An 18,492-nucleotide genomic window follows, 5' to 3' on the forward strand; every position below is an offset into this window, starting at 1 on the left:
CAAAGTCCATGGAAAAAGCAATTGAGGCTGTTAAGGAATCTATTTCAGAGGTTGATGCCTATCACCAACAGTTCAAAAGAGATACTTGGGTTAAAGGTATACAGTCCCGGCTTATGCTCGATCTCAGTAGAATCACCAATGAAGAAAAAAGTGCATGACAAGCCACCCAAATTCGTTCCGGAACACGAGGGGCAGGTCTTGCTCCGTGCCTTAGACGGCAAATGACAAGTCCTTCCCCCAGTGTTCCCTTTACCCTTAATCCACGGTAGAACAGAGAAACACAACCCCAGGGATCCCGCTATGTCCATCGTTCCCCAGCCCCTTTGGCTTCGAGCCCTGTTTCTTATCGGTGTGAGCCTGCTGTTTACCCACGAGCTTGATGCCATGACACATAGTGAGTGGCGGGTGTTGCCGTTGACCAGTTGGCTGGCGCCCGATGTGGGACGAGTCGTGTTTGTGACGTTACATGTGCCGATATTCGCGCTGGTATTGGGCTGGCTGACCAGCCGCTTGCCAGAGCGGGTGGCGCAGGGGCAGTGTTGGGTGTCGGTGTTTCTGGTGGTGCATGCCGGTTTGCATGTTGCCTTCAGCGGGCAGCCGCAATACACCTTTGAGGGGATCCTCTCCAATACGCTGATCTTTGGCGCTGCGGTGTTTGGGGCTGGGTATTTGCTGGGGAATGGCTTGTTGGGGCGACGGTAGGCTTGCTGTTGTATGTTGATCGCTATGCAAGCATGAACTCCTGCACGTGATGGGTGGATTATGACGGAGATTACCTTCAGCCAGGATCAGAAAGATCGCATGGTCAGCAAGATCAAGGCGTATTTTGACTCTGAGCTGAATCAAGAGATTGGGGGCTTTGAGGCGGAGTTTCTGATGGACTTCTTCGCGGCGGAGATTGGACCCCATTTCTACAACCGGGGGCTTCAGGATGCGCAGCAGCTGCTCACAGAGAAAATGGAAGAGGTGGGCTATGTGTTGCAGGAACTGGAGAAACCAGAAGGCTAGGGATTCACTCAATCTCTAATAAGAAAAAGGACGTGTTGTGACATATCTGTTTTGGGCTCTGTCAGCCCTCAGTCTTTTGGCTGCTGTTTCATTCTATTTTCGAATGCGAAAGGTGGGGCGCCTTCTTGGAGGGCGTTACCAATCAAGAATGAACGTGTCGCTGTTGCTGTTAATGATTATTCCTTTCTTCCTTTCGCTCATTCCTGACATGGGCAATGAGGCCCTGCTGCTGGTGGCGGCGATGGGCTCGGTGCTGAGCTTTTCAGCTGGAGTGTTATTGTTGCCCGGTGTTCTGCTGGATGCACTGGAGCCGCACGGTTCTGGGGATGGCGAGCCTGCGGTTGAGAAGGCCGGTGCTGAGGAGAGCTTTGAAAACAAAGTGCAGGCAATTCGGGACCGGCAGCGATTGAAAAGAGAGTCTGGTGGGGATGCGTGATCTGCCAGTCAGCGATGCGGGTTGCCCGGAGGCAACGGCACAGTGGGTGTCTGCCGGCTGGCGATTCTAGTGGTACGCGGCTCGAGCGCTGCTCCTGCCAATAGCACAACTCGTGGTGATGGCGTTGTGCTATTTGAATGAGTCCGGGAGCCCGGCCCCGTCCCTGGGGCGCGGAGATCAATCAGCAGGCTTTCCTGGGGTCACAGTAATGAAGGCCTGTGGGCTACCCGGACGATCAATATACTGTTCATTTGGACAGTTATCAAGTCAGGCCGATGATGCCAACGAATCAGGCTCACTGGATCAATTCACAGGCCATGTGGGAATACTTCTTTTTCACCTGACTGCGGCAGACATTGGCCCCGAAGGAGGGCACCTGGTCACAAGCCTTGAGAGCGGCATAGCGCTTGGCGCACTGGCCAGCGATATCTGCGACCCCGGGCTGGGCCACGGCGGCTGACGCTTCGGTCGTTGCGCTATCTACTGCCGCACTGCTCACACCATCAGGGACGGGGCTGCTTGGTGCCGTATTGGCGCTAGCGTCAATCATGGCCGCGATTAGTGCAGAAGACAGGCCTCCTTCTTTGAGCAGGGCAATTTCATCACTACTGAAAACCTTGTAGGGCTGATTTGCGGCACGAATGCGTGAGGCGAGCAGGACATCGTCTTCGGCGCTGGACAGTCGGAGAACGTCGTAGACTTTCATGTTGGCAGGGCCAAGGAACCAGATATCGTATTCATCGGGGAGGTAAACGATATAGGTATTATCGATCGCGATGTTGTCGCGGTGAAAGGCGAGCGCCTGTTTTTCCGGCGCGAGTTCGGATAGCCGCCGCAAGGTTTCCATTCGGAAGAACGAGTCGGGATTGGCCTGAAGATACTGGCGATAGGCTTCTACTGTGCCGTCGGATACCGCGGTTTCGTAACCGGCCTGTTGGGATGTGATGAAGGCCTGAAGAGCATGCTTATGCCGGTTGAGCTGATCATGCGCCATGATTTCGTACTGTTGTTTGCCTGGGCTGCCGACCAGGTAGGCAGTCGGAAGCAGCATGGACAGGGCCGATTTGTACGCAACGTCTTCGCGATTCGCAAATAACACCTCATCCCCGGCCTTCACTTCCATCACTGTTTCCCCCTCGGTGTTCAACCAGGAGGGCAAAATCCCCAGCGTTAGAAAGTAGGGCACCATGCTTAACCAGCCGCTGTCCCGGGTATTCTCATTGCGAATGTGAACGGTCAGGTCGTCACCGTTGCCAGCGAACCAGCGTTGAATTTCGTCGTTGGCCAGCTGTGTCGGATAAGTCCGATCATTGGGTGAGGCATAGCCCCCGGCGACATCCAGTTGGACTTGGGCGTTGCCCTCAAACCCTTTCAGGGCGGCAGGAGGGGATGCGGGTGCGGCGAGTTGTCCCTGAGGGGGAATATAGCGTGTGCCTGTGCATCCCGTGATAAGCAGGCAAGCCAGTAGCGCAGGCCAGAGTGAAGCCCTGGAAAATGCAGAGTTAAGCATGGTGTTGGTTCCCTTCCCTTGTGATTCGCGGGCCCCCCGGCCCGTTAGTGCTTAATGGCATTGTGCCATGAAATTTCAGGGAATGACGTTGCGTAAGCGTTAAGGCGGCTTTGACGCTCTGCATCTGAAGGGCTTGCGGTGGCTGTGCAGCTGCGTGTGGTGGCCGTAGGGCGGAAATGGGCGAATGCCCATCTCCGCCAACATTGTCTACGGTAGACGGCGGAGATCGGCTCGCGCCGATTTCCGCCCTACGGTTGGTTTGGTGGTTAGCCGGCTTTCAGCTTGGGTTTGACGGTGATCAGCAGAGCTGGCAGCAGGGTCAGGTTGCTCAGCAGCGCCACCAGCATGGCCAGTCCGGTCAGCAGCCCGAAGTAGACCGTTGGGTTGAAGCTGGACAGGGCCAGGATCGAGAAGCCGGCGATGATGGTGAGCGAGGTGTAGTACATCGCTTTACCAATGGACCCGTGACAGCGCTTCATGGTGGCCACGTAATCGTTGTCGTTGGGCAGCTCTTCATGGAAGCGGTGGATGTAGTGGATGGTGTCATCCACGGCGATGCCGATGGTGATTGCGGTGATGGTGATGGTCATCAAATCCAGTGGCAACCCGATCCAGCCCATCAGGCCGAGCACCAGTGCAGCGGACACCAGGCTGGGAACCATGCTGATCAACGCCACAGGCAGGCTGCGGAACAGAATCAGCAGCATGATCAGGATGGCGGCGAACACGTAGCCCAGGGTCTTGATCTGTGAGTCGAACAGGCTTTGCAGCATGTTGTTGTAGAGCACCATGGCCCCGGTGAGATGCACCTGTTCCGGTTGCAGGCCGAAGTCGTTCTGCAGATCGTGACGGATTTTGGCGAGCAGGGCGTTGCGATTGAGGTTCTTGTCAGAGTCGATTACCCGGACACTGATACGCACCTGGTTGCCGTCGTCCGAGAGGTAGGGTTTTACCAGCTGTTGATGCAGGTCTGCGGGAATGAACTTGGCCAGCAGCATGAGCTGGACGTACTCCAGCGGGCCACCGTTGAGTTTGGCGGCCACTTCATAGGTGGTGGCCAGCGACAGCACTTTGCCGGTTTCCGGCAGGCTTTCGAGGTAGTCCTGGATCTCGACCAGCTGGGCCAGCCGTGCGGGGGTAAACCAGTAGGCATCTTTCAGCGATTGCGCCTGGGCGCTGTCTTGCTGTGCGAACGGATCGCTGACGTCGCCACCGGCGGCAAAGGGGTCGTCGACAGGGGCATTGTCTGCAAAGGCATCAGTGTCTTGTACAGAATTGCCACTGGCAAACGGATCACTGCCAGCGAACGGATCGCCGCCGTCGGCGAAGGGATCGCTGGCGGAATCCTCCAGCGCTTCGCCGTCCCAACCCTGGTCGGGCTGTTGGCTAGCAAAGGTGCTTTTTTCTACGTTGGGGGCATCAATGATGATGTCCATGGGGGTGGTGCCGCCAAGTTTGCGGTCGATCTGCACCATCCCCTTGTAGATTTCCGTTTCTTCCTGGAAGTAATCGATAAACCGGTTTTCTACCGTCAGCTTGCTGACGCCCCACAAAGAGCCCACCGCGACCAGCACGGCGACCACCAGCAGAACCGGACGATGGCGTTCGGTGAAGTGGGCGAAGGCGAGGGTGAGCTGGCGGCTGATGTCCTTGCCCTGGCGGGGTTTGCCCGGTGCCAGGGGAGCCAGCAGCGCGGGGAAAGCCAGGAAGCATACGGCCAGCGCCACCCCCAGCCCCAGGGTCATCATCCAGCCGAAGTCGATGACCGGACGAATGCCGCTGATCACCAGTGAGGAAAAGCCCACCATGGTGGTCAGAATCATGTAGATGCTGGGGCGCAGCATGTGGGCTGCGGTTTCCTTGATCAACCATGCCTGGGTGGCATCCGGGTTTGCCTCATGCAGTTCGCGAAAGCGCACGGTGAGGTGGATGGTGATGGACATGGTGATGATGAGTAGCAGCGAGATGTAGTTGCTGCTGATCACCGACACCTTCCAGTCCATCAGCCCCAGCAGGCCGGTCACGAGCAGTACGGTGATTGCACAGCAGGCCAGGGGCACGATGACCCAGCGCGGACGGCGGAAGATAATGAACAGGGCAATGATCAGGAAGACCAGTACCCCGGCACCGAATACCTTCAGATCGGCACGGATAAAACTGACGATATCGGTGGTGATCATGGGCATACCGCCGAGGAACAGGTCTGCCTGGTCGCGGTAGTTATCCATGATGTCGCGCACCTGGCGAATCTCGCCGGCGGTGCGTTCCTGAATGCGGCTGTTGTACTCGCTGAACGCCTGGGTGGCTTGTTCCAGCTGGGTTTCCCCATTGGCATCCAGTTCGCCATTGCGTTGTTGTTCGCGCAGGTCGTTACGCCGGTTCAACCGTTCGTAGTAGGTTGCATCGCGCTCGAAGGTCACCAGCAGCGCGGTTGTGCCTCCGTCGTCACTGACCAGCAGGTCTTCGTAGAACGGATTGACGTCAGTAAATTCGGCTTCGGCCTGCTGCAGGTCCACATCGCTGTCGGTGAGCGTACGGTAGCCGTTGGCAAGGTCGCTGAATTCGACTTGCGGGCTGAACAGCAGCGGCACGTCCAGCATGCTGTACACCGATTTCACCCGACTGACGGCTTTTAACTCTTCCTGCAGGCCCTGCAAATGGCTGAGGGTCTCGCGCTGGAACAGGGGGGCCTGGGTGGGGGAGTAGGTGACCACCAGAAAGTCACTGCCACCATACTGTTTGGAAACCTTGCGGTAATACTGCAGGTCCTTGTCGTTTTCCAGGATCAGGGAATCCGTGGAGGCGTCGATCTCGAAATGCCGGGCCTGCGTGGCGGCATAGCCGCAGGCCAGCGCCAGTAGCACCAGCCAGAAAATCGGGTGCGCCAACACCGCCTTGCAGTAGGCCTTGAACAGCCGATGGGTCATGGAAGTATCCGGTCAGCCAATCAGAACATGGCCGCGTATTCTGCGGCAAAGCGTGTGTCGAAGCGGTGAATGACCTTGCCCGCAGGCCAGCCTACCAGTGGGGTCAACAGGCCTTCGGTCCATTCTTCCTGATGCACCCGGCAGTTTCCGTTGTCATCATCGAGGAAGGTGAACCGGTGAAGGATGCGGCCCACCGGTGTATCCAGGCCCCAGGTGATGCGCTCGTTTTCCTTGTATTCGTACACCTTCACGACCACCGGAGCAGGCGGCAGGCCGGGCAGATCCACCACGAACAACAGGAAGGCGCCGCGTCGCCAGTCGCCGTTGAGCAGGCGGGCGTGGCGGACCACAGAGCACCAGTTCTGCCAGTTACTGGCCTCGGCAAACAGTTTGAAGGCTTGTTTGCGTGGTGCGCCGGTGTCGGTGACTTCATCGACAAGATAACGTTTCAGCATGATGCATCCCTGTAGTGGGCCGGGGTTCCAAAGCCCACTAGCTTACCGGGGCTGCCACCGGCATAACAGGCCAATTGTGACAACAGCGTTGACCTTGTTGGCGGGGTTTTCTAGCGTCAGGGGATAACGAGGTATGGCCATGACAACAACATTGCTTCCGGCCTCCATTCTGCCGGGTTTGCTGGAAGTGTCCTTGCGCAGCCAGCTGGACATCCAGGCCCTGTTTGAGCGCATCGGGATTGATGCGGAGATTGTGGGTCGCAGTGATTGCTACATCAGTCTGCAGCAGCTGGACGAACTGCTCTTCACCGCCTTTACCGAAAGCGAGGATCCCCTGTTTGGCCTGCATGTGGGTGCAGATAACCATTACGGCAACCTGGATTTACTGGGCACCCTGATGGCCACGGCAGCGACACTGGAGCAGGGGCTGGGCATGCTGTTTCGCTACAAGGACCTGATCGTGCCTTATCTCGAATTCGGTATGGAGCTGGTGGGCAAGTCGGTGCGCCTGTCGGTGGTCAGCCGTGAGCCAACGCTGCGATTCACGGCTACCCGCGAACACAACGATCTGGTTGTGGCGACCATGGTGGCCATTGGCCGTTCCTTGATGGCCGGGCAGTTCCCGCTCGACGAAGTGCACTTTCAGCATGCCACGCCGGTGGTGGCCCAGCGGCAGGGTTACCATGCGTTCTTCCAGTGCCCGTTGCACTTTGCTGCCCCGCGTAACGCGATTCAGTTTTCCGCCATGCTATTGGCCGAGCCTCTGCCGAGAGCCTACCCCAAATACCATGAGCGCTTGCGGCGCTCGGCGGACCAACGGCTGACCGGCCTCAGCCGAGCGGGCGGGATCACCGGCCAGGTGCTGAGCCAGTTGCGTACCCAGCTGAACGGGGGAGACCTGCACATCGAGGCCGTGGCGGCGGCATTAGCCATGACCCCGCGTACCCTGCAGCGCCGCTTGCTGGAAGAGGGCGCCCGCTTTGTGCAATTGCGGGATCAGGTTCGGCTCGACTTTGCCCGCCAGGCTCTGGCCGCTCCGGAATGCAACCTGCCGGAGTTGGCCCAGCAGTTGGGGTTTGCGGATACCGCCAACTTCTATCATGCCTTCAAGCGGTGGCAGGGCTGCGCGCCAGGCCAGTATCGACGCCAGCTGAAGGGCTGACTGCGACAATTTGCCACATTGGTTTTGTGACGCCGGGCGCTACCCTGTGGCCCGTTTGTCACTCAACGGGGAATACGCATGTCGACGACTTTCACTCGCTGCACGCTGGCAGCTGCCATTCTTGCTACTTCTGGTCTGGCCTGGGGCCATTACGACGGTGGCCGTGCGGATAGCCATGCCCCCATTTCCGTCATGGGCGACCATACCCATGCCAAGGGGGAATGGATGTTGTCCTACCGCTACATGGGTATGGGCATGAGTGGAGCCAAGTCTGGCAGTGACTCGCTGAGCACCAATGAGGCGTTCGACGAGATCCCCGGCATGGGCCCAATGAACATGAAAGCCCTGCCTTACGATATGACCATGGAAATGCACATGGTCGGCGCCATGTATGCGCCCACGGACAACCTGACCCTGCTGGCCATGTTGCCTTACAGCACCAACGAAATGACGACCAAAACCCGTATGACCATGATGATGAACACCATGGAAGACGAGTTCGATACGGAAACGTCCGGTATTGGTGATGTCAGCGTGGGCGGGTTGTACAAGTTCTATGATCAAGGTGGCTACCGTTTGCACCTGAATCTGGTGCTGGGCCTGCCGACAGGGTCTATCGAGGAAGAGGACTACATCCCCATGGCAGGGCAGGAATTGCAGCTGCCATATCCCATGCAGCTGGGCTCTGGCAGTTACGAGGCTCGTCCGGGAATTACCCTGAACAAGCAATACGCTAGCTGGAGCTGGGGCGCCCAGGCCAGCGCCAGAATTGCACTGGATGAGAACGATCAGGGCTACAAACTGGGGTCTCGAAAGTTCCTTACCGCCTGGGCAGCCAAACCGCTCGCGCCCTGGGCGTCGGTATCCGTGGCGGCCTACAAGAGCTGGTGGTCGGATATCCATGGTGAAGCGGAAGATCTGACCATTTCCCCGATGATGAACCCCGCTGCAGACCCGGAAGCCAAGGGAGGCCAGCGTCTGGATATCGGTGTTGGCCTGAACCTGCTGGGCAAGAATGGCGCACTGAAAGGGCATCGCCTGGCAATGGAATACAAGGCGCCGGTACAGGAATCCCTGCACGGCATTCAGATGGAAACGGATTACACCTTCACTGTCGGTTGGCAGAAAGCCTTCGGCGGCAAATGATTGTGTTGTCTGGGGGAAACGGGTTTTACCCTGGATCGGTATCGCGCCGCGAGCGACGATCCTACGGACTGCCTTGATGGTTTTGCGGTACAAAAAAAGCCGCGCCCGGGAGGGCGCGGCTTTTTTGTGTTCTTAATGGTGCCGGAACGCGGAATCGAACCGCGGACCTACTGATTACGAATCAGTTGCTCTACCGACTGAGCTATCCCGGCATGCCCGGCTTACGGGGCGCGCGCCATTCTAGCAGGACGCCCCGTGCAGGCAAGCAGGAATCACGCTTCCTGTTTGATGCCAGCCAGTTTGCGGGCGTGCCACTTCTTCTTCTCCACCTCCATGCCACGCAAAATCTGAATGCGCTGGGCCTGCGGGCTGCCGGCCCCATGCATGGACTCGGTGAGATAACCCACCGCATTGCGGCCCAGTGTCATGTTCTCGATGAGTCGCAGGATACGCATGCGATCTTCGGTGGGGATGTCGTCACGGCCTTTGAGGAAGCGACGGATGATGTCGCCGGCTTCTTCATTGTCCAGATCCTGTTCGCTGGGCATGGTGACCATGATGCCGCCGGCAAGATCCTGGGCCAGACGGGAGATCTCGTAGGGGAAGCGGGTCACGTTGTGCTTGCACACATTCGCCAGCATGGTGTCGTTCATGTAGATGCCGCTGGGCATCTTTTTCGCTTCGTGGGAGCTGGCAATACCGGAGGAGTAGATGGTCTCGTTGAGGTGAGTCATCTCCACCAGTTTGTCGCGAATGTGGCTGACTTTTTCCAGGCCGTTGTATTCGACGATGGAGGCAGCCGCGCCCACCATGACGTCGCCCAAGCCGGTTTTGCACACGTAGCTTGCGCGGTGGTAGGCGGTAAAGCGGGTGACTAGCTCCTGGGCGAATTCGTATTCGCCATCCATGAATACGTGCTCGTTGGGGATGAAAACGTCATCAAAGTAGACCAGCACTTCCTGGCCGCCGTACTGGGCGTTGCCCTGGTCGATATCGCCGCCTTCCAGGGCGCGGGTGTCGCAGCTCTGACGGCCGTAGATATAGGTGATGCCTTCGGCGTCGCCGGGGATCATCCCGACCACGGCGTAATCCTTGTCGCCTTCAGTCAGGTTCATGGTGGGCAGTACACAGATCCAGTGCTGGTTCCAGCCACCGGTCATGTGGGCTTTTACGCCTTTGACGTAGATGCCCTTGTCGGTGCGTCGGGTCACCCGCATGAACATGTCCGGGTCGGCCTGTTCTGCGGGGCGCTTGCTGCGGTCCCCTTTGGGGTCGGTCATGCCGGCGGCAATCAGGATGTTCTTGCGCTGCGCTTCCTTCAGAAATTCCAGGTAACGCTGGTGGTATTGGGTGCCGTGTTTCTCGTCGATTTCGTAAGTGACCGAGTGCAGCACACTAATGGTGTCCAGGCCAGTGCAACGCTGGAAGCAGGTGCCGGTAATCTGGCCCATGCGACGCTGCATCTTGTTCTTTTTCACCAGGTCCGAGGGCGATTCCACGATGTGCAGAAACCGGTTGACCTGCTGCTCGATCAGCGGTGACCAGGCCGTAGCCAGCTCGGGATCCTCGATGGCCAGGTCATAGCTGGCGCGCAGGGCATTGATGCTCGGCTTGATAATGGGGTGATCGGCGGGTTCGTCGATCAGTTCGCCAAAAAGGAACAGGCGGGTGCCACGGTTACGCAGGCTGGCCAGATAGTCGTCACCGGTCTTGATGACGGGGATACGGTCCCAGCGGTCCTGGGCGGATTCTTCGCGGGTCGGGGCAGGGGTCGCGGCGTTCATGATGCCTCCTGTGATCTTGCCGATATCGGGGCCGGCGGGTGGAGCCGCGGGCCTTTGGAATGACTTGGGGGTCTGAATCCGATGGTATACAGAGTGTAACAGGAGGCAATGACAGATTCGGACGCTGTGCTCTGCGGTCTAGTCAGGGCGGCTGTGGTGCCGGAGGGAAGGCAGATGACAGGGGCCATGGGGGAGGCCCCTGCGGAAAACGGGGTGGGTTATGCCTTGAACGTCATCGAGGCAGAGTTCAGGCAGTAACGCTGGCCTGTGGGTGGAGGACCATCGGGGAACACATGGCCCAGGTGGCCGTCGCACCGGGCGCAGCGGATTTCCACGCGGATCATGCCGTGGCTGGTGTCGCGCAGTTCACGAATATGCTCGTTATCAAAAGGCGCATAAAAGCTGGGCCAGCCGGTCCCGGATTCGAATTTGCTGGCCGAACTGAACAGCGGCAGGTCACACAGTTTGCAGTGGTAGACCCCGTCTTCCTTGTTATCGAGCAGGCCGCCACAGAACGGTGGCTCGGTTCCCTGATTGAGCAGGATACGGCGCTCTTCGTCGGTCAGGTTGGCGGCGTTTTGCTGCTTTTCGGCATCGCTCAGCGGGGTCAGGTCATAGCCGCTGGAAGACGTGGCCATCAGGCATCTCCTTTCAGTTTGTCGGGGAAGGACTGGATCAGTTTTTCCACTTTGGGTTGAGCTACCGCACGGATGTAACCCTGTTGCGGGTTACGCCGGGCGAAGTTCTGATGGTAGGCCTCGCCCGGGAAAAATGCGTCAAGGGGTTCCAGTGTGGTGACGATGGGGGCGGTGAAAGCCCCGGCGTTGTCCAGCTGCTGGATATAGGCTTCGGCCACCCGTTTTTCTTCGTCGTTGGCAGTGAAAATCGAGGAACGGTATTGGGGGCCACGATCGTTGCCCTGGCGGTCTTTCTGGGTGGGATCGTGTGCCACCGAGAAGAACACCTTCAGCAATTCTCCATAGGAGATGACCGTGCTGTCGTAGTCGATTTCCACCACTTCTGCATGGCCGGAGGTGCCGCTGCACACCGCCTCATAGTTGGCCTTGTCGGGGTCACCACCGGCGTAGCCAGACACCACGGCGTGGACACCTTCAAGGTTCAGGTAGACCGCCTCTACACACCAGAAACAGCCACCGCCGAGAACGGCTTTTTGGCGGCCGTTGGCGGGCAGGTCGATGGCAGCATCGGGGAAGCGTTCGGGGTGGATCGCGAGGGTGGTGCCGGGGATAACCGGGTTGCGCATGCCTGTGTCCTCCATGGGCTCCTGAGAGCCGCCCCGGCGGACCGGGACGGGCTGAGGAGAGCCGGTGGAGCGCAGGACGGTCAGTCCTGTTTTACCGCACCACTGGCGATCAGTTTGTCGATGGCGTCGTCGCTGAAGCCGGCGTTGCGCAGCACGGCAGTGCTGTCGGCACCGGCGGTGTTGGCAGGTTTGACCTCGCCACTGGCACTGCGGGAAAAGCGCGGTGTCGGGGCGGGTTGTACGCTGCCGTTCACAGTGACGAACGAGCCTCTGGCTACGTTATGAGGATGCGAAGGCGCTTCTTCAATGCTCAATACCGGCGCAAAGCACACATCGGTGCCTTCCATGAGCTCAGACCACTCATCACGGCTTTTCTGTTTGATGACGTCCGCCAGCTTTTGTTTCATTTCCGGCCACTTGGGCGGGTTCATCTGGTGGCCGAAATCGTCTGCCGGCAGCTCGGCGATGCGACACAGTTCAGCGTAGAACTGGGGCTCGATGCTGCCGATAGAGACGTATTTTCCGTCGGCGGTTTCGTACACTTCGTAGAAGTGGGCGCCGGAGTCCAGCATGTGGGTGCCGCGCTGGTCGGTAAACAGCCCCTGGGATTTGAGCCCGTAGAACATGGCCATGAGCGCGGCCGAGCCTTCGACCATGGAGGTATCCACCACCTGGCCTTCGCCGGAGCGTTGGGCTTCCAGAGCGGCACACACCAGGCCGAACGCCAGCATCATGCCGCCGCCACCGAAGTCGCCCACCAGGTTAAGGGGGATCGCCGGTTTTTCACCGGAGCGCCCCATGGCGTGCAGGGCGCCGGAGAGGGAAATGTAGTTCATGTCGTGGCCGGCGGCCTGGGCCAGCGGGCCAGTCTGGCCCCAGCCGGTCATGCGTCCGTAGACCAGTTTCGGGTTGCGGGCCATACACTGTTCCGGGCCAATGCCCAGACGCTCGGTGACGCCGGGGCGGAAGCCTTCGAAAATGCCGTCTGCGGTTTCGCAGAGTGTGAGTACTGTTTCGATGCCTTCCGGGCTTTTCAGGTCCAGTGCCAGGTTCTGGCGGTTGCGGAACAGCACGGTATGGCCGATGGCCGAGTGCGGGTTGCCGCCGGGGCGGTCAACGCGGATGACGGTGGCGCCCATGTCGGCCAGCATCATGCCGCAGAAGGGGCCGGGGCCAATGCCGGCCAGTTCGATAAAGGTCAGTCCGTGTAGAGGGCCTGTCATAGGGGGTATCCATTTGTCAGGAATCAGGATCAGGGAATCAGTTGTTGTTCCCTCAGCGTTTTGCGCAGCGCCTGACACTGGCTTTTGGCAATGGCAACGGTGTTGCTGGCCTCGTGGGTGGTGGCGATACCGGTCCAGATCGGCTTGCCTTGCCCGGAGATCAGCTCGGCTCCGTGCTGCCGCAGTGCATCCGGTATCTCTTCTTTTTCCAGCTTGCCACCAATGCCTACCTGCCAGGTGGGCTGGATGTCGTTGTTGTTCACATCCATGGGGTTGAGCTGGTTACCGGGCTGTGGGGGCTGCGCAGCGTCAATCAGCAGGTGGGTCAGTTCCACCATGAGAATTCTGTCCACTCCCTGCTTTTGCGCCCAGTCAAGGATGCGGTCTTTTCCGCCCTCGTACCATAACGGGATTTCCTGATGGCTGAGCAAAATGGTCAACGAATTGCCGGAAAATATTTCCTTGCAGGTGAGTTCCCAGGTTTCACGGATGTTGCCTTCCGGGGTACGGGCCACCAGCAGGAGGGTATCGGTAGCGGCGTAGGTTTTGTCGCTGGTGTAACGGGTGGCTACGTCGGTGGTGCTGGCGCAACCACTGAGCAGAACGGCGGGCAGCAGCACAGATAGCAGGGAACGCATGATGTCTCTCCTTGATCAAGGCGTTCAGTGTAGCAGTGCTGTGCCCGGCTCACAGCTACTGCAGTGCTGCAGACAACCGAACTTTGACCGGGTTGGCAGGCAGATGAACCGCCAGCTTGCACAGGCCGGTGTCGCCACCTTGTGCCGGGAACCAGCGAACCTGATAGCGGTGACCTGACGAGTGGGTCTCTCCGGTATCGAGCAGCTGCAGGGTACCGCTTTCATCGGTGATGATCTGGTCGTCACAATGGACGGCCAGCAACGGGGAATTCAGTCTCAGTTGCTCTGGAGGTTCCGCCACCAGCTGCGCTTCCCAGTAGGCGCCTGCCAGTCCGTCATCGGGATGATAACGGGGCTTGCCAACCCAGGTGCGCTCGGGCAGCGGGGCATCAGTTGGTGCAGGAAAGTACTGTCGTGTACGCAGCCGGAAGTGTTGTTCGGCGGGGATGTCATTGATGTCCTGTTGCTGCATGTCCTGGCTCAGGCGGGCGCTCTGGGCCATCAGGAAATCCAGTGTATGGGGACCATAGAGAGTGTGGCCGCCTTCGTAATACTGGTGCTGGTACTCCTCCGGGGTGACGGCATACCCGAAATAGCCGTTGGCGAGGCTTGAGACTTCGACCTTCCATGGCCGGTCGGCTGGCAGGGTCTCCATCACGGCTTCGCGTATGCGGTTACCGCTTTCAAGGGTGATCTCCCAGGGCAGTGGCACAAGTACCAGATCGTTGATCTGGATCACCTGGAGTAATGCCTGATGCGGGAATGCTTGCGCGGGTAACAGCAGCTGCAGTTTGGAGAGCATCCATTGTTTGACACCCTGGCAGTGATCGGTGAAGAGCCGCCGGGGCCAGCCTTCCTGAAAATACGGCAGCCATGAGATCGGGAAGACCTCGTCCCCGTTGGCGGCGCCGACCACAGCAGTCCCTGTGATTGCCCGCTCGCACAAGCCAAAGCGTGCGCTATCGGTCTGTTCAAGCAGGTCCAGCTGGCGGCTGGCGGTTTTCGTCATCAGCGTGGGAGAGAGCTCGGACTCCAGCTGGTGAAAGAGCTGTACAGCATGATTGCCCAGTGCTGTGCCGATGCGTTGTGCCTCTTTATCGCCTCGCAAATCTTCCTGCCAGGCTGGGTTGTTGTCTGCATGGGTCGCCTGGGCGGCGCCATGGATAAAGCCCGGCTGACGATCCACCAATGCCTGCTCCAGTTGCCGGCTGATCCAGTGCCAGACATCGGCATGGTAGGGAGCGGTAAACGGAGGGATTGCGGTGCCATGAATGGAATAGAGCGAGAGGGCGCCCGCCGGGACAAAATGGTCCCCCTCACGTTGATCAATCCGCAGCATGGTCATGGTCGGGTTGACGGCCTGCATGGCATCACTGTGTGGGGGCGTCACGAAATTGTTCTGCCAGGCCTCAAATGAGCGATTGCGGGTATAGCCATACAAATCCGCCTGGCCGGTAGCAAAACGGGCGTCCTTTCGATTGGCATGGGCGGCGATGACGGCATCGGCAATCTGTTGGCTAAGGAACTCAAACAGGGCTGGGTCAAACCCGGGACGGTTACTGCCAAACACATTATAGAAATCGCTACCCAAGTATTGGCCGGGCCCGGAATGGGTGTGTGTGACCAGCAGGCTGAGACGGTGGGCAGGCACACCGGTGGTTTCGATGAGCTCTGCGACGCGGTGATGCAGGGGCAATGAACCGCTGCCCAGATCCAGTTGCACAATGGCCAGTGGCGCCTGATCCGGGCCCTGCAAGTAGAACGCCCGGGCCTTTAATCGGGTGCGGAACCCATCTGCTTCTCTGGCCCAGGCGGAGTAGCCAAATTTTGGCAATCCCGGTGGTGGGGTGATGTCACGCTCGGCAATGCCTGCCTGGGCGGTTGAGGTTTTTGCATAGGAAGACGATTGCTCAAGGGCAATAGTCAGCGTGGTAACGGGATAAAACAGGAACGGCCACGCGGTGTGGAGTAATGCAGCAAACAGGCCCAACAGGGCAATCGCGATGCCGTATTTAGCAGGACGTTTAGGCACAGGGAAGACTCGGTTTTTATCGCAATTCATTAATTGGCACTATGGTGCAATATTGGTGCTGTACACACAAGCCTGCAATTTGGCGCTTTCGGGTAGTGAAGGATACGTAAAACAACACCCGGAAACACAAAACACCAACAACGGATTGCACACAACATTTCAGCAACGCAACGCCACGGGATCTCTGTTTTTTTTTGGCTTCCGGACTATTCCAATGATTGCACAGATCATTAATACCCAAGGGGGGTAGTCATGAACGGAAGCACTCGATTAACCACTCTGGCTCTTGGAGTAGCCTTGGCGACGCAGTCGCTGGCTGCCGAAGACAGCCAGGAAACCACGCGGCAGTACGTCGCACCCATGCTCCATTATCTGGTACTTGACGAGGACCGTGATCTTTCCCGAAACGGTCTGGGTGCAGGCCTGATTTATGGTCGCGAAATTTCCGAGCACTGGTGGTGGGAGACCGAAGGTGCCGGTTATGGCCTGGATTCCGGTGTGGAAGGCTCAGCGGATTTCTACCAGTACATCATCAGTACGGGTGTGGCCTATGCCTTCGGTGACCGTAAGGGGTTTACGCCTTTTGTTCTGGCCCAGATCGGTGGTGTCTACGAAGACGTGGTACCGGACGATGATGATGGCCTGAACCTGCATGCCAATGTGGGTGTAGGTGCGGTGACCGGCCCATTGTTTGATAACGGTCTGAAAATGCGTTTTGACGCCCGTTACATGTACGACGATTTTGACGGCATCACCGGCACACCGTCGGAAGATGAGGGTGGTTTCAACGACTGGCGTTTCTCGCTGGGCCTGGAAGTGCCTCTGGGTGTGACCAAAACGGTAGAAGTGGAAAAGATCGTTTATGAAACCCGCGAGGTAGAAAAGGTTGTTGAAGTCGCTGCTGCCGATACCGATGGCGATGGCATCCCGGACAACCGTGATAAATGCCCGAACACTCTCGCTGGCGGTAAGGTGGATGGCGATGGCTGTCTGATCAAGAATCAGACCATTTCCTTCAACAATATCGGCTTTGAGCTGAACTCTTCGAAAATCACCGCAACGTCTCGTCCCACTCTGGATCGACTGGCGGCATCCCTGAATGCCCAGACCGATTTCAATGTGGAGGTTGCCGGCCATACCGACAGCTCCGGTTCTGCGGAATATAACGAAAACCTGTCGGACCAGCGTGCGCATGCAGTGCGCCAGTATCTTGTGGACCAGGGTGTAGCGGCGGAACGTCTCACCGCTCGTGGGTATGGTGAAGTGGATCCGGTAGCCAGTAATGAAACCGCTTCCGGCCGAGCCATGAACCGTCGCGTTGAATTCCGCGTTAGTGAACAGTAGGAGAACAGTCATGAAAGTGCAGATGAAATCCCTCTCCGCCATCATGCTGGCCACCCTGCTGGGCCTCGGTCTGGCAGGCTGTGAGGCCGATGGTGATGGTGACAGTAATAACGGTGGGACTAACAACCCGCCAGTAACCCGTACCAACGATCAGGACCGTGACGGTATACCTGATAATGTGGACAACTGTCCGACCATGGCTAACGCCATGCAGGAAGATCAGGACGGCGATGGTATTGGTGACGTGTGTGATGACGACCGCGACGGTGATGGTGAAGACAACCCCACCGACAACTGCCCGCTGGTACCGAACCCCAACCAGGAAGATGCCGATGGTGATGGCATTGGTGATGCCTGTGACCAGGATAACGACCAGGACAAGGACGGTATCGATGATGGCGTAGACAACTGCCCGACCATCTTCAACCCGGAACAGGGTGATGTGGATAACGATGGTATCGGCGACGTTTGTGATGATGACGCAGATGGTGATGGTGTGCCCAACACCACCGACAACTGTGTGTACACGCCGAACGCTGATCAGGCGGACCTGGATACCGATGGTATTGGTGATGTCTGTGAAGATGACCGTGATGGTGACACTATCCTCGACACCAATGATAACTGTCTGAACACCCCGAACACCGACCAGGCGGATCAGGACGTTGACGGTATCGGCGACGTGTGTGATGACGACCGTGATGGTGATGGCGTACCCAACGACACTGACAACTGCCCGCTGACCGCCAACGCTGACCAGGCAGATAGCGATGGCAATGGCATTGGCGATGTCTGTGACGGCGGTGGCGGTGATCCCACTGACACTGACGGCGATGGCGTTCCGGATACGACCGATAACTGCCCGACCATTACCAACGCCGATCAGGCAGACGGTGATGGCGATGGCAAAGGTGATGTCTGTGACGACGACGGGTTCACTTGCTCTGCTGCTACCACCTATCAGCCTTTGACTACGGCCGATTACACCGCTGACAGCGCTGTATTGGGTGTGTGCCTCGGGTGCTCTGTAGATGACGAGGGCAATGCCATCGACAACATGAACGCCACCTTTGCGCAGATTAATATCGGGGCTGCCCTGATCTATGGTGGTGGGTATGTGAAAGCCGTAGCCAATAACCCGGCGATGGATATCAGCGACAGCATGGTGGGTTTTGTGGTGAGTGATCCTGCATCCCAGCTGCTGAACCTGGAGTTACTGGGCAACTTCACCACCATCCGCTTCTTCGATGATGGGGTTGAGGTGGATAGCGCTACGGTCGGTGGCGGTGTGCTGGATCTGGACCTGCTGGGACTGGGTGCCAACTCGGACCAGCGCTTTATCTCTGCACCGGCCCCGGCCGTGGCATTCGACTCCATCCAGCTGGACTACGCTGGCCTGGTGAATGCCAACAAGAGCTTCCGTATCCATGATATCTGTGTGGGTACGCCCTGATTGCTTACAATGAGTCAGGATTATTAAGGGGCCTTCGGGCCCCTTTTTTATTGCGCTGCCACTGCAGTCTCCTCCCACCGCGCCGTAGGAGATTCTATGTTGTCCATCCC

17 protein-coding genes and 1 tRNA gene are annotated in these 18,492 nt (G+C 58.3%); 8 read left to right on the top strand and 10 right to left on the bottom strand.

Features of this window, described 5'->3' with window-relative positions:
* Window positions 1-8 precede the first annotated feature (8 nt).
* The 4 genes from A15D_RS17245 to A15D_RS07910 all read left to right on the top strand — a co-directional run bounded on the left by A15D_RS17245 (window position 9) and on the right by A15D_RS07910 (window position 1,444).
* The gene (locus tag A15D_RS17245; RefSeq protein ID WP_158245793.1) at window positions 9-158 is read left to right on the top strand and encodes a hypothetical protein; all 150 of its coding nucleotides are present in this window, start codon (window positions 9-11) and stop codon (window positions 156-158) included.
* A gap of 142 nt (window positions 159-300) precedes the next feature.
* Complete coding sequence (locus A15D_RS07900; protein ID WP_102791476.1) at window positions 301-702, top strand: DUF6713 family protein; 402 nt, start codon at window positions 301-303, stop codon at window positions 700-702.
* Between the two features lie 60 nt (window positions 703-762).
* Window positions 763-1,008, top strand: a complete 246-nt coding sequence (locus A15D_RS07905) for a DUF2164 domain-containing protein (protein ID WP_022986686.1) — start codon at window positions 763-765, stop codon at window positions 1,006-1,008.
* 37 nt (window positions 1,009-1,045) lie between these two features.
* Window positions 1,046-1,444: a hypothetical protein gene (locus A15D_RS07910; protein WP_146026862.1), complete on the top strand. Its 399-nt coding sequence runs from the start codon at window positions 1,046-1,048 to the stop codon at window positions 1,442-1,444.
* Window positions 1,445-1,739: 295 nt separating this feature from the next.
* Here the strand turns inward: A15D_RS07910 and A15D_RS07915 are convergent, their stop codons facing one another.
* From A15D_RS07915 to A15D_RS07925, 3 genes are all read right to left on the bottom strand, one after another.
* Window positions 1,740-2,954, bottom strand: a complete 1,215-nt coding sequence (locus tag A15D_RS07915; RefSeq protein ID WP_102791478.1) for a hypothetical protein — start codon at window positions 2,952-2,954, stop codon at window positions 1,740-1,742.
* 266 nt (window positions 2,955-3,220) lie between these two features.
* A complete protein-coding gene (locus A15D_RS07920; protein ID WP_102791479.1) occupies window positions 3,221-5,881 on the bottom strand; it encodes an RND family transporter in 2,661 nt (886 codons plus the stop codon).
* Between the two features lie 20 nt (window positions 5,882-5,901).
* Window positions 5,902-6,336: an SRPBCC family protein gene (locus A15D_RS07925; RefSeq protein ID WP_022986682.1), complete on the bottom strand. Its 435-nt coding sequence runs from the start codon at window positions 6,334-6,336 to the stop codon at window positions 5,902-5,904.
* Between the two features lie 139 nt (window positions 6,337-6,475).
* Here A15D_RS07925 and A15D_RS07930 point away from each other — a divergent pair, with 139 nt between their 5' ends.
* Window positions 6,476-7,498: an AraC family transcriptional regulator gene (locus A15D_RS07930; RefSeq protein ID WP_102791492.1), complete on the top strand. Its 1,023-nt coding sequence runs from the start codon at window positions 6,476-6,478 to the stop codon at window positions 7,496-7,498.
* A gap of 78 nt (window positions 7,499-7,576) precedes the next feature.
* Window positions 7,577-8,644, top strand: a complete 1,068-nt coding sequence (locus A15D_RS07935) for a transporter (RefSeq protein ID WP_102791480.1) — start codon at window positions 7,577-7,579, stop codon at window positions 8,642-8,644.
* 136 nt (window positions 8,645-8,780) lie between these two features.
* On the opposite strand, the gene A15D_RS07940 is transcribed toward A15D_RS07935, so the two are convergent.
* From A15D_RS07940 to A15D_RS07970, 7 genes are all read right to left on the bottom strand, one after another.
* A tRNA-Thr gene (locus tag A15D_RS07940) sits at window positions 8,781-8,856 on the bottom strand.
* A 60-nt stretch (window positions 8,857-8,916) separates the two neighbouring features.
* Entirely contained in the window at window positions 8,917-10,428 is a 1,512-nt protein-coding gene (locus A15D_RS07945) for a 4-hydroxyphenylacetate 3-hydroxylase family protein (protein ID WP_022986679.1), read from the bottom strand.
* Between the two features lie 218 nt (window positions 10,429-10,646).
* Window positions 10,647-11,066 (bottom strand): peptide-methionine (R)-S-oxide reductase MsrB, encoded by a 420-nt coding sequence (gene msrB / locus A15D_RS07950; RefSeq protein WP_102791481.1) that lies wholly within the window; start codon window positions 11,064-11,066, stop codon window positions 10,647-10,649.
* The gene (gene msrA, locus A15D_RS07955; RefSeq protein ID WP_102791493.1) at window positions 11,066-11,692 is read right to left on the bottom strand and encodes a peptide-methionine (S)-S-oxide reductase MsrA; all 627 of its coding nucleotides are present in this window, start codon (window positions 11,690-11,692) and stop codon (window positions 11,066-11,068) included. The genes msrB and msrA overlap by 1 nt, the downstream gene beginning before the upstream one ends.
* A gap of 80 nt (window positions 11,693-11,772) precedes the next feature.
* Window positions 11,773-12,915, bottom strand: coding sequence for a CaiB/BaiF CoA-transferase family protein (locus tag A15D_RS07960; protein WP_199175821.1), 1,143 nt, complete (start codon window positions 12,913-12,915; stop codon window positions 11,773-11,775).
* A 29-nt stretch (window positions 12,916-12,944) separates the two neighbouring features.
* On the bottom strand, window positions 12,945-13,553 hold the full coding sequence (locus A15D_RS07965) for a hypothetical protein (RefSeq protein WP_102791482.1): 609 nt from the start codon (window positions 13,551-13,553) through the stop codon (window positions 12,945-12,947).
* 55 nt (window positions 13,554-13,608) lie between these two features.
* Entirely contained in the window at window positions 13,609-15,585 is a 1,977-nt protein-coding gene (locus tag A15D_RS07970; protein ID WP_233192155.1) for a neutral/alkaline non-lysosomal ceramidase N-terminal domain-containing protein, read from the bottom strand.
* Window positions 15,586-15,837: 252 nt separating this feature from the next.
* Between A15D_RS07970 and A15D_RS07975 the strand changes: the two genes are divergently transcribed.
* Together A15D_RS07975 and A15D_RS07980 are read left to right on the top strand one after the other, a co-directional pair.
* Complete coding sequence (locus A15D_RS07975) at window positions 15,838-16,929, top strand: OmpA family protein (protein ID WP_102791484.1); 1,092 nt, start codon at window positions 15,838-15,840, stop codon at window positions 16,927-16,929.
* A gap of 10 nt (window positions 16,930-16,939) precedes the next feature.
* Entirely contained in the window at window positions 16,940-18,382 is a 1,443-nt protein-coding gene (locus tag A15D_RS07980) for a thrombospondin type 3 repeat-containing protein (RefSeq protein ID WP_102791485.1), read from the top strand.
* Window positions 18,383-18,492: the final 110 nt, after the last annotated feature.

Origin of the sequence: Alcanivorax sp. MD8A (assembly GCF_002888555.1) — a bacterium.
Lineage (GTDB): Bacteria > Pseudomonadota > Gammaproteobacteria > Pseudomonadales > Alcanivoracaceae > Alcanivorax.

Bases quoted from the DNA above. Each gene is read 5' to 3' on its own strand.
- A15D_RS07900 (WP_102791476.1), top strand. From the start codon at position 301: ATGTCCATCGTTCCCCAGCCCCTTTGGCTTCGAGCCCTGTTTCTTATC.
- A15D_RS07945 (WP_022986679.1), bottom strand. From the start codon at position 10,428: ATGAACGCCGCGACCCCTGCCCCGACCCGCGAAGAATCCGCCCAGGAC.
- A15D_RS07975 (WP_102791484.1), top strand. From the start codon at position 15,838: ATGAACGGAAGCACTCGATTAACCACTCTGGCTCTTGGAGTAGCCTTG.
- A15D_RS07980 (WP_102791485.1), top strand. From the start codon at position 16,940: ATGAAAGTGCAGATGAAATCCCTCTCCGCCATCATGCTGGCCACCCTG.
- A15D_RS07905 (WP_022986686.1), top strand. From the start codon at position 763: ATGACGGAGATTACCTTCAGCCAGGATCAGAAAGATCGCATGGTCAGC.
- A15D_RS07960 (WP_199175821.1), bottom strand. From the start codon at position 12,915: ATGACAGGCCCTCTACACGGACTGACCTTTATCGAACTGGCCGGCATT.
- A15D_RS07930 (WP_102791492.1), top strand. From the start codon at position 6,476: ATGACAACAACATTGCTTCCGGCCTCCATTCTGCCGGGTTTGCTGGAA.
- msrB (WP_102791481.1), bottom strand. From the start codon at position 11,066: ATGGCCACGTCTTCCAGCGGCTATGACCTGACCCCGCTGAGCGATGCC.
- A15D_RS07915 (WP_102791478.1), bottom strand. From the start codon at position 2,954: ATGCTTAACTCTGCATTTTCCAGGGCTTCACTCTGGCCTGCGCTACTG.
- A15D_RS07920 (WP_102791479.1), bottom strand. From the start codon at position 5,881: ATGACCCATCGGCTGTTCAAGGCCTACTGCAAGGCGGTGTTGGCGCAC.
- A15D_RS07965 (WP_102791482.1), bottom strand. From the start codon at position 13,553: ATGCGTTCCCTGCTATCTGTGCTGCTGCCCGCCGTTCTGCTCAGTGGT.
- A15D_RS07925 (WP_022986682.1), bottom strand. From the start codon at position 6,336: ATGCTGAAACGTTATCTTGTCGATGAAGTCACCGACACCGGCGCACCA.
- A15D_RS07935 (WP_102791480.1), top strand. From the start codon at position 7,577: ATGTCGACGACTTTCACTCGCTGCACGCTGGCAGCTGCCATTCTTGCT.
- A15D_RS17245 (WP_158245793.1), top strand. From the start codon at position 9: ATGGAAAAAGCAATTGAGGCTGTTAAGGAATCTATTTCAGAGGTTGAT.
- msrA (WP_102791493.1), bottom strand. From the start codon at position 11,692: ATGCGCAACCCGGTTATCCCCGGCACCACCCTCGCGATCCACCCCGAA.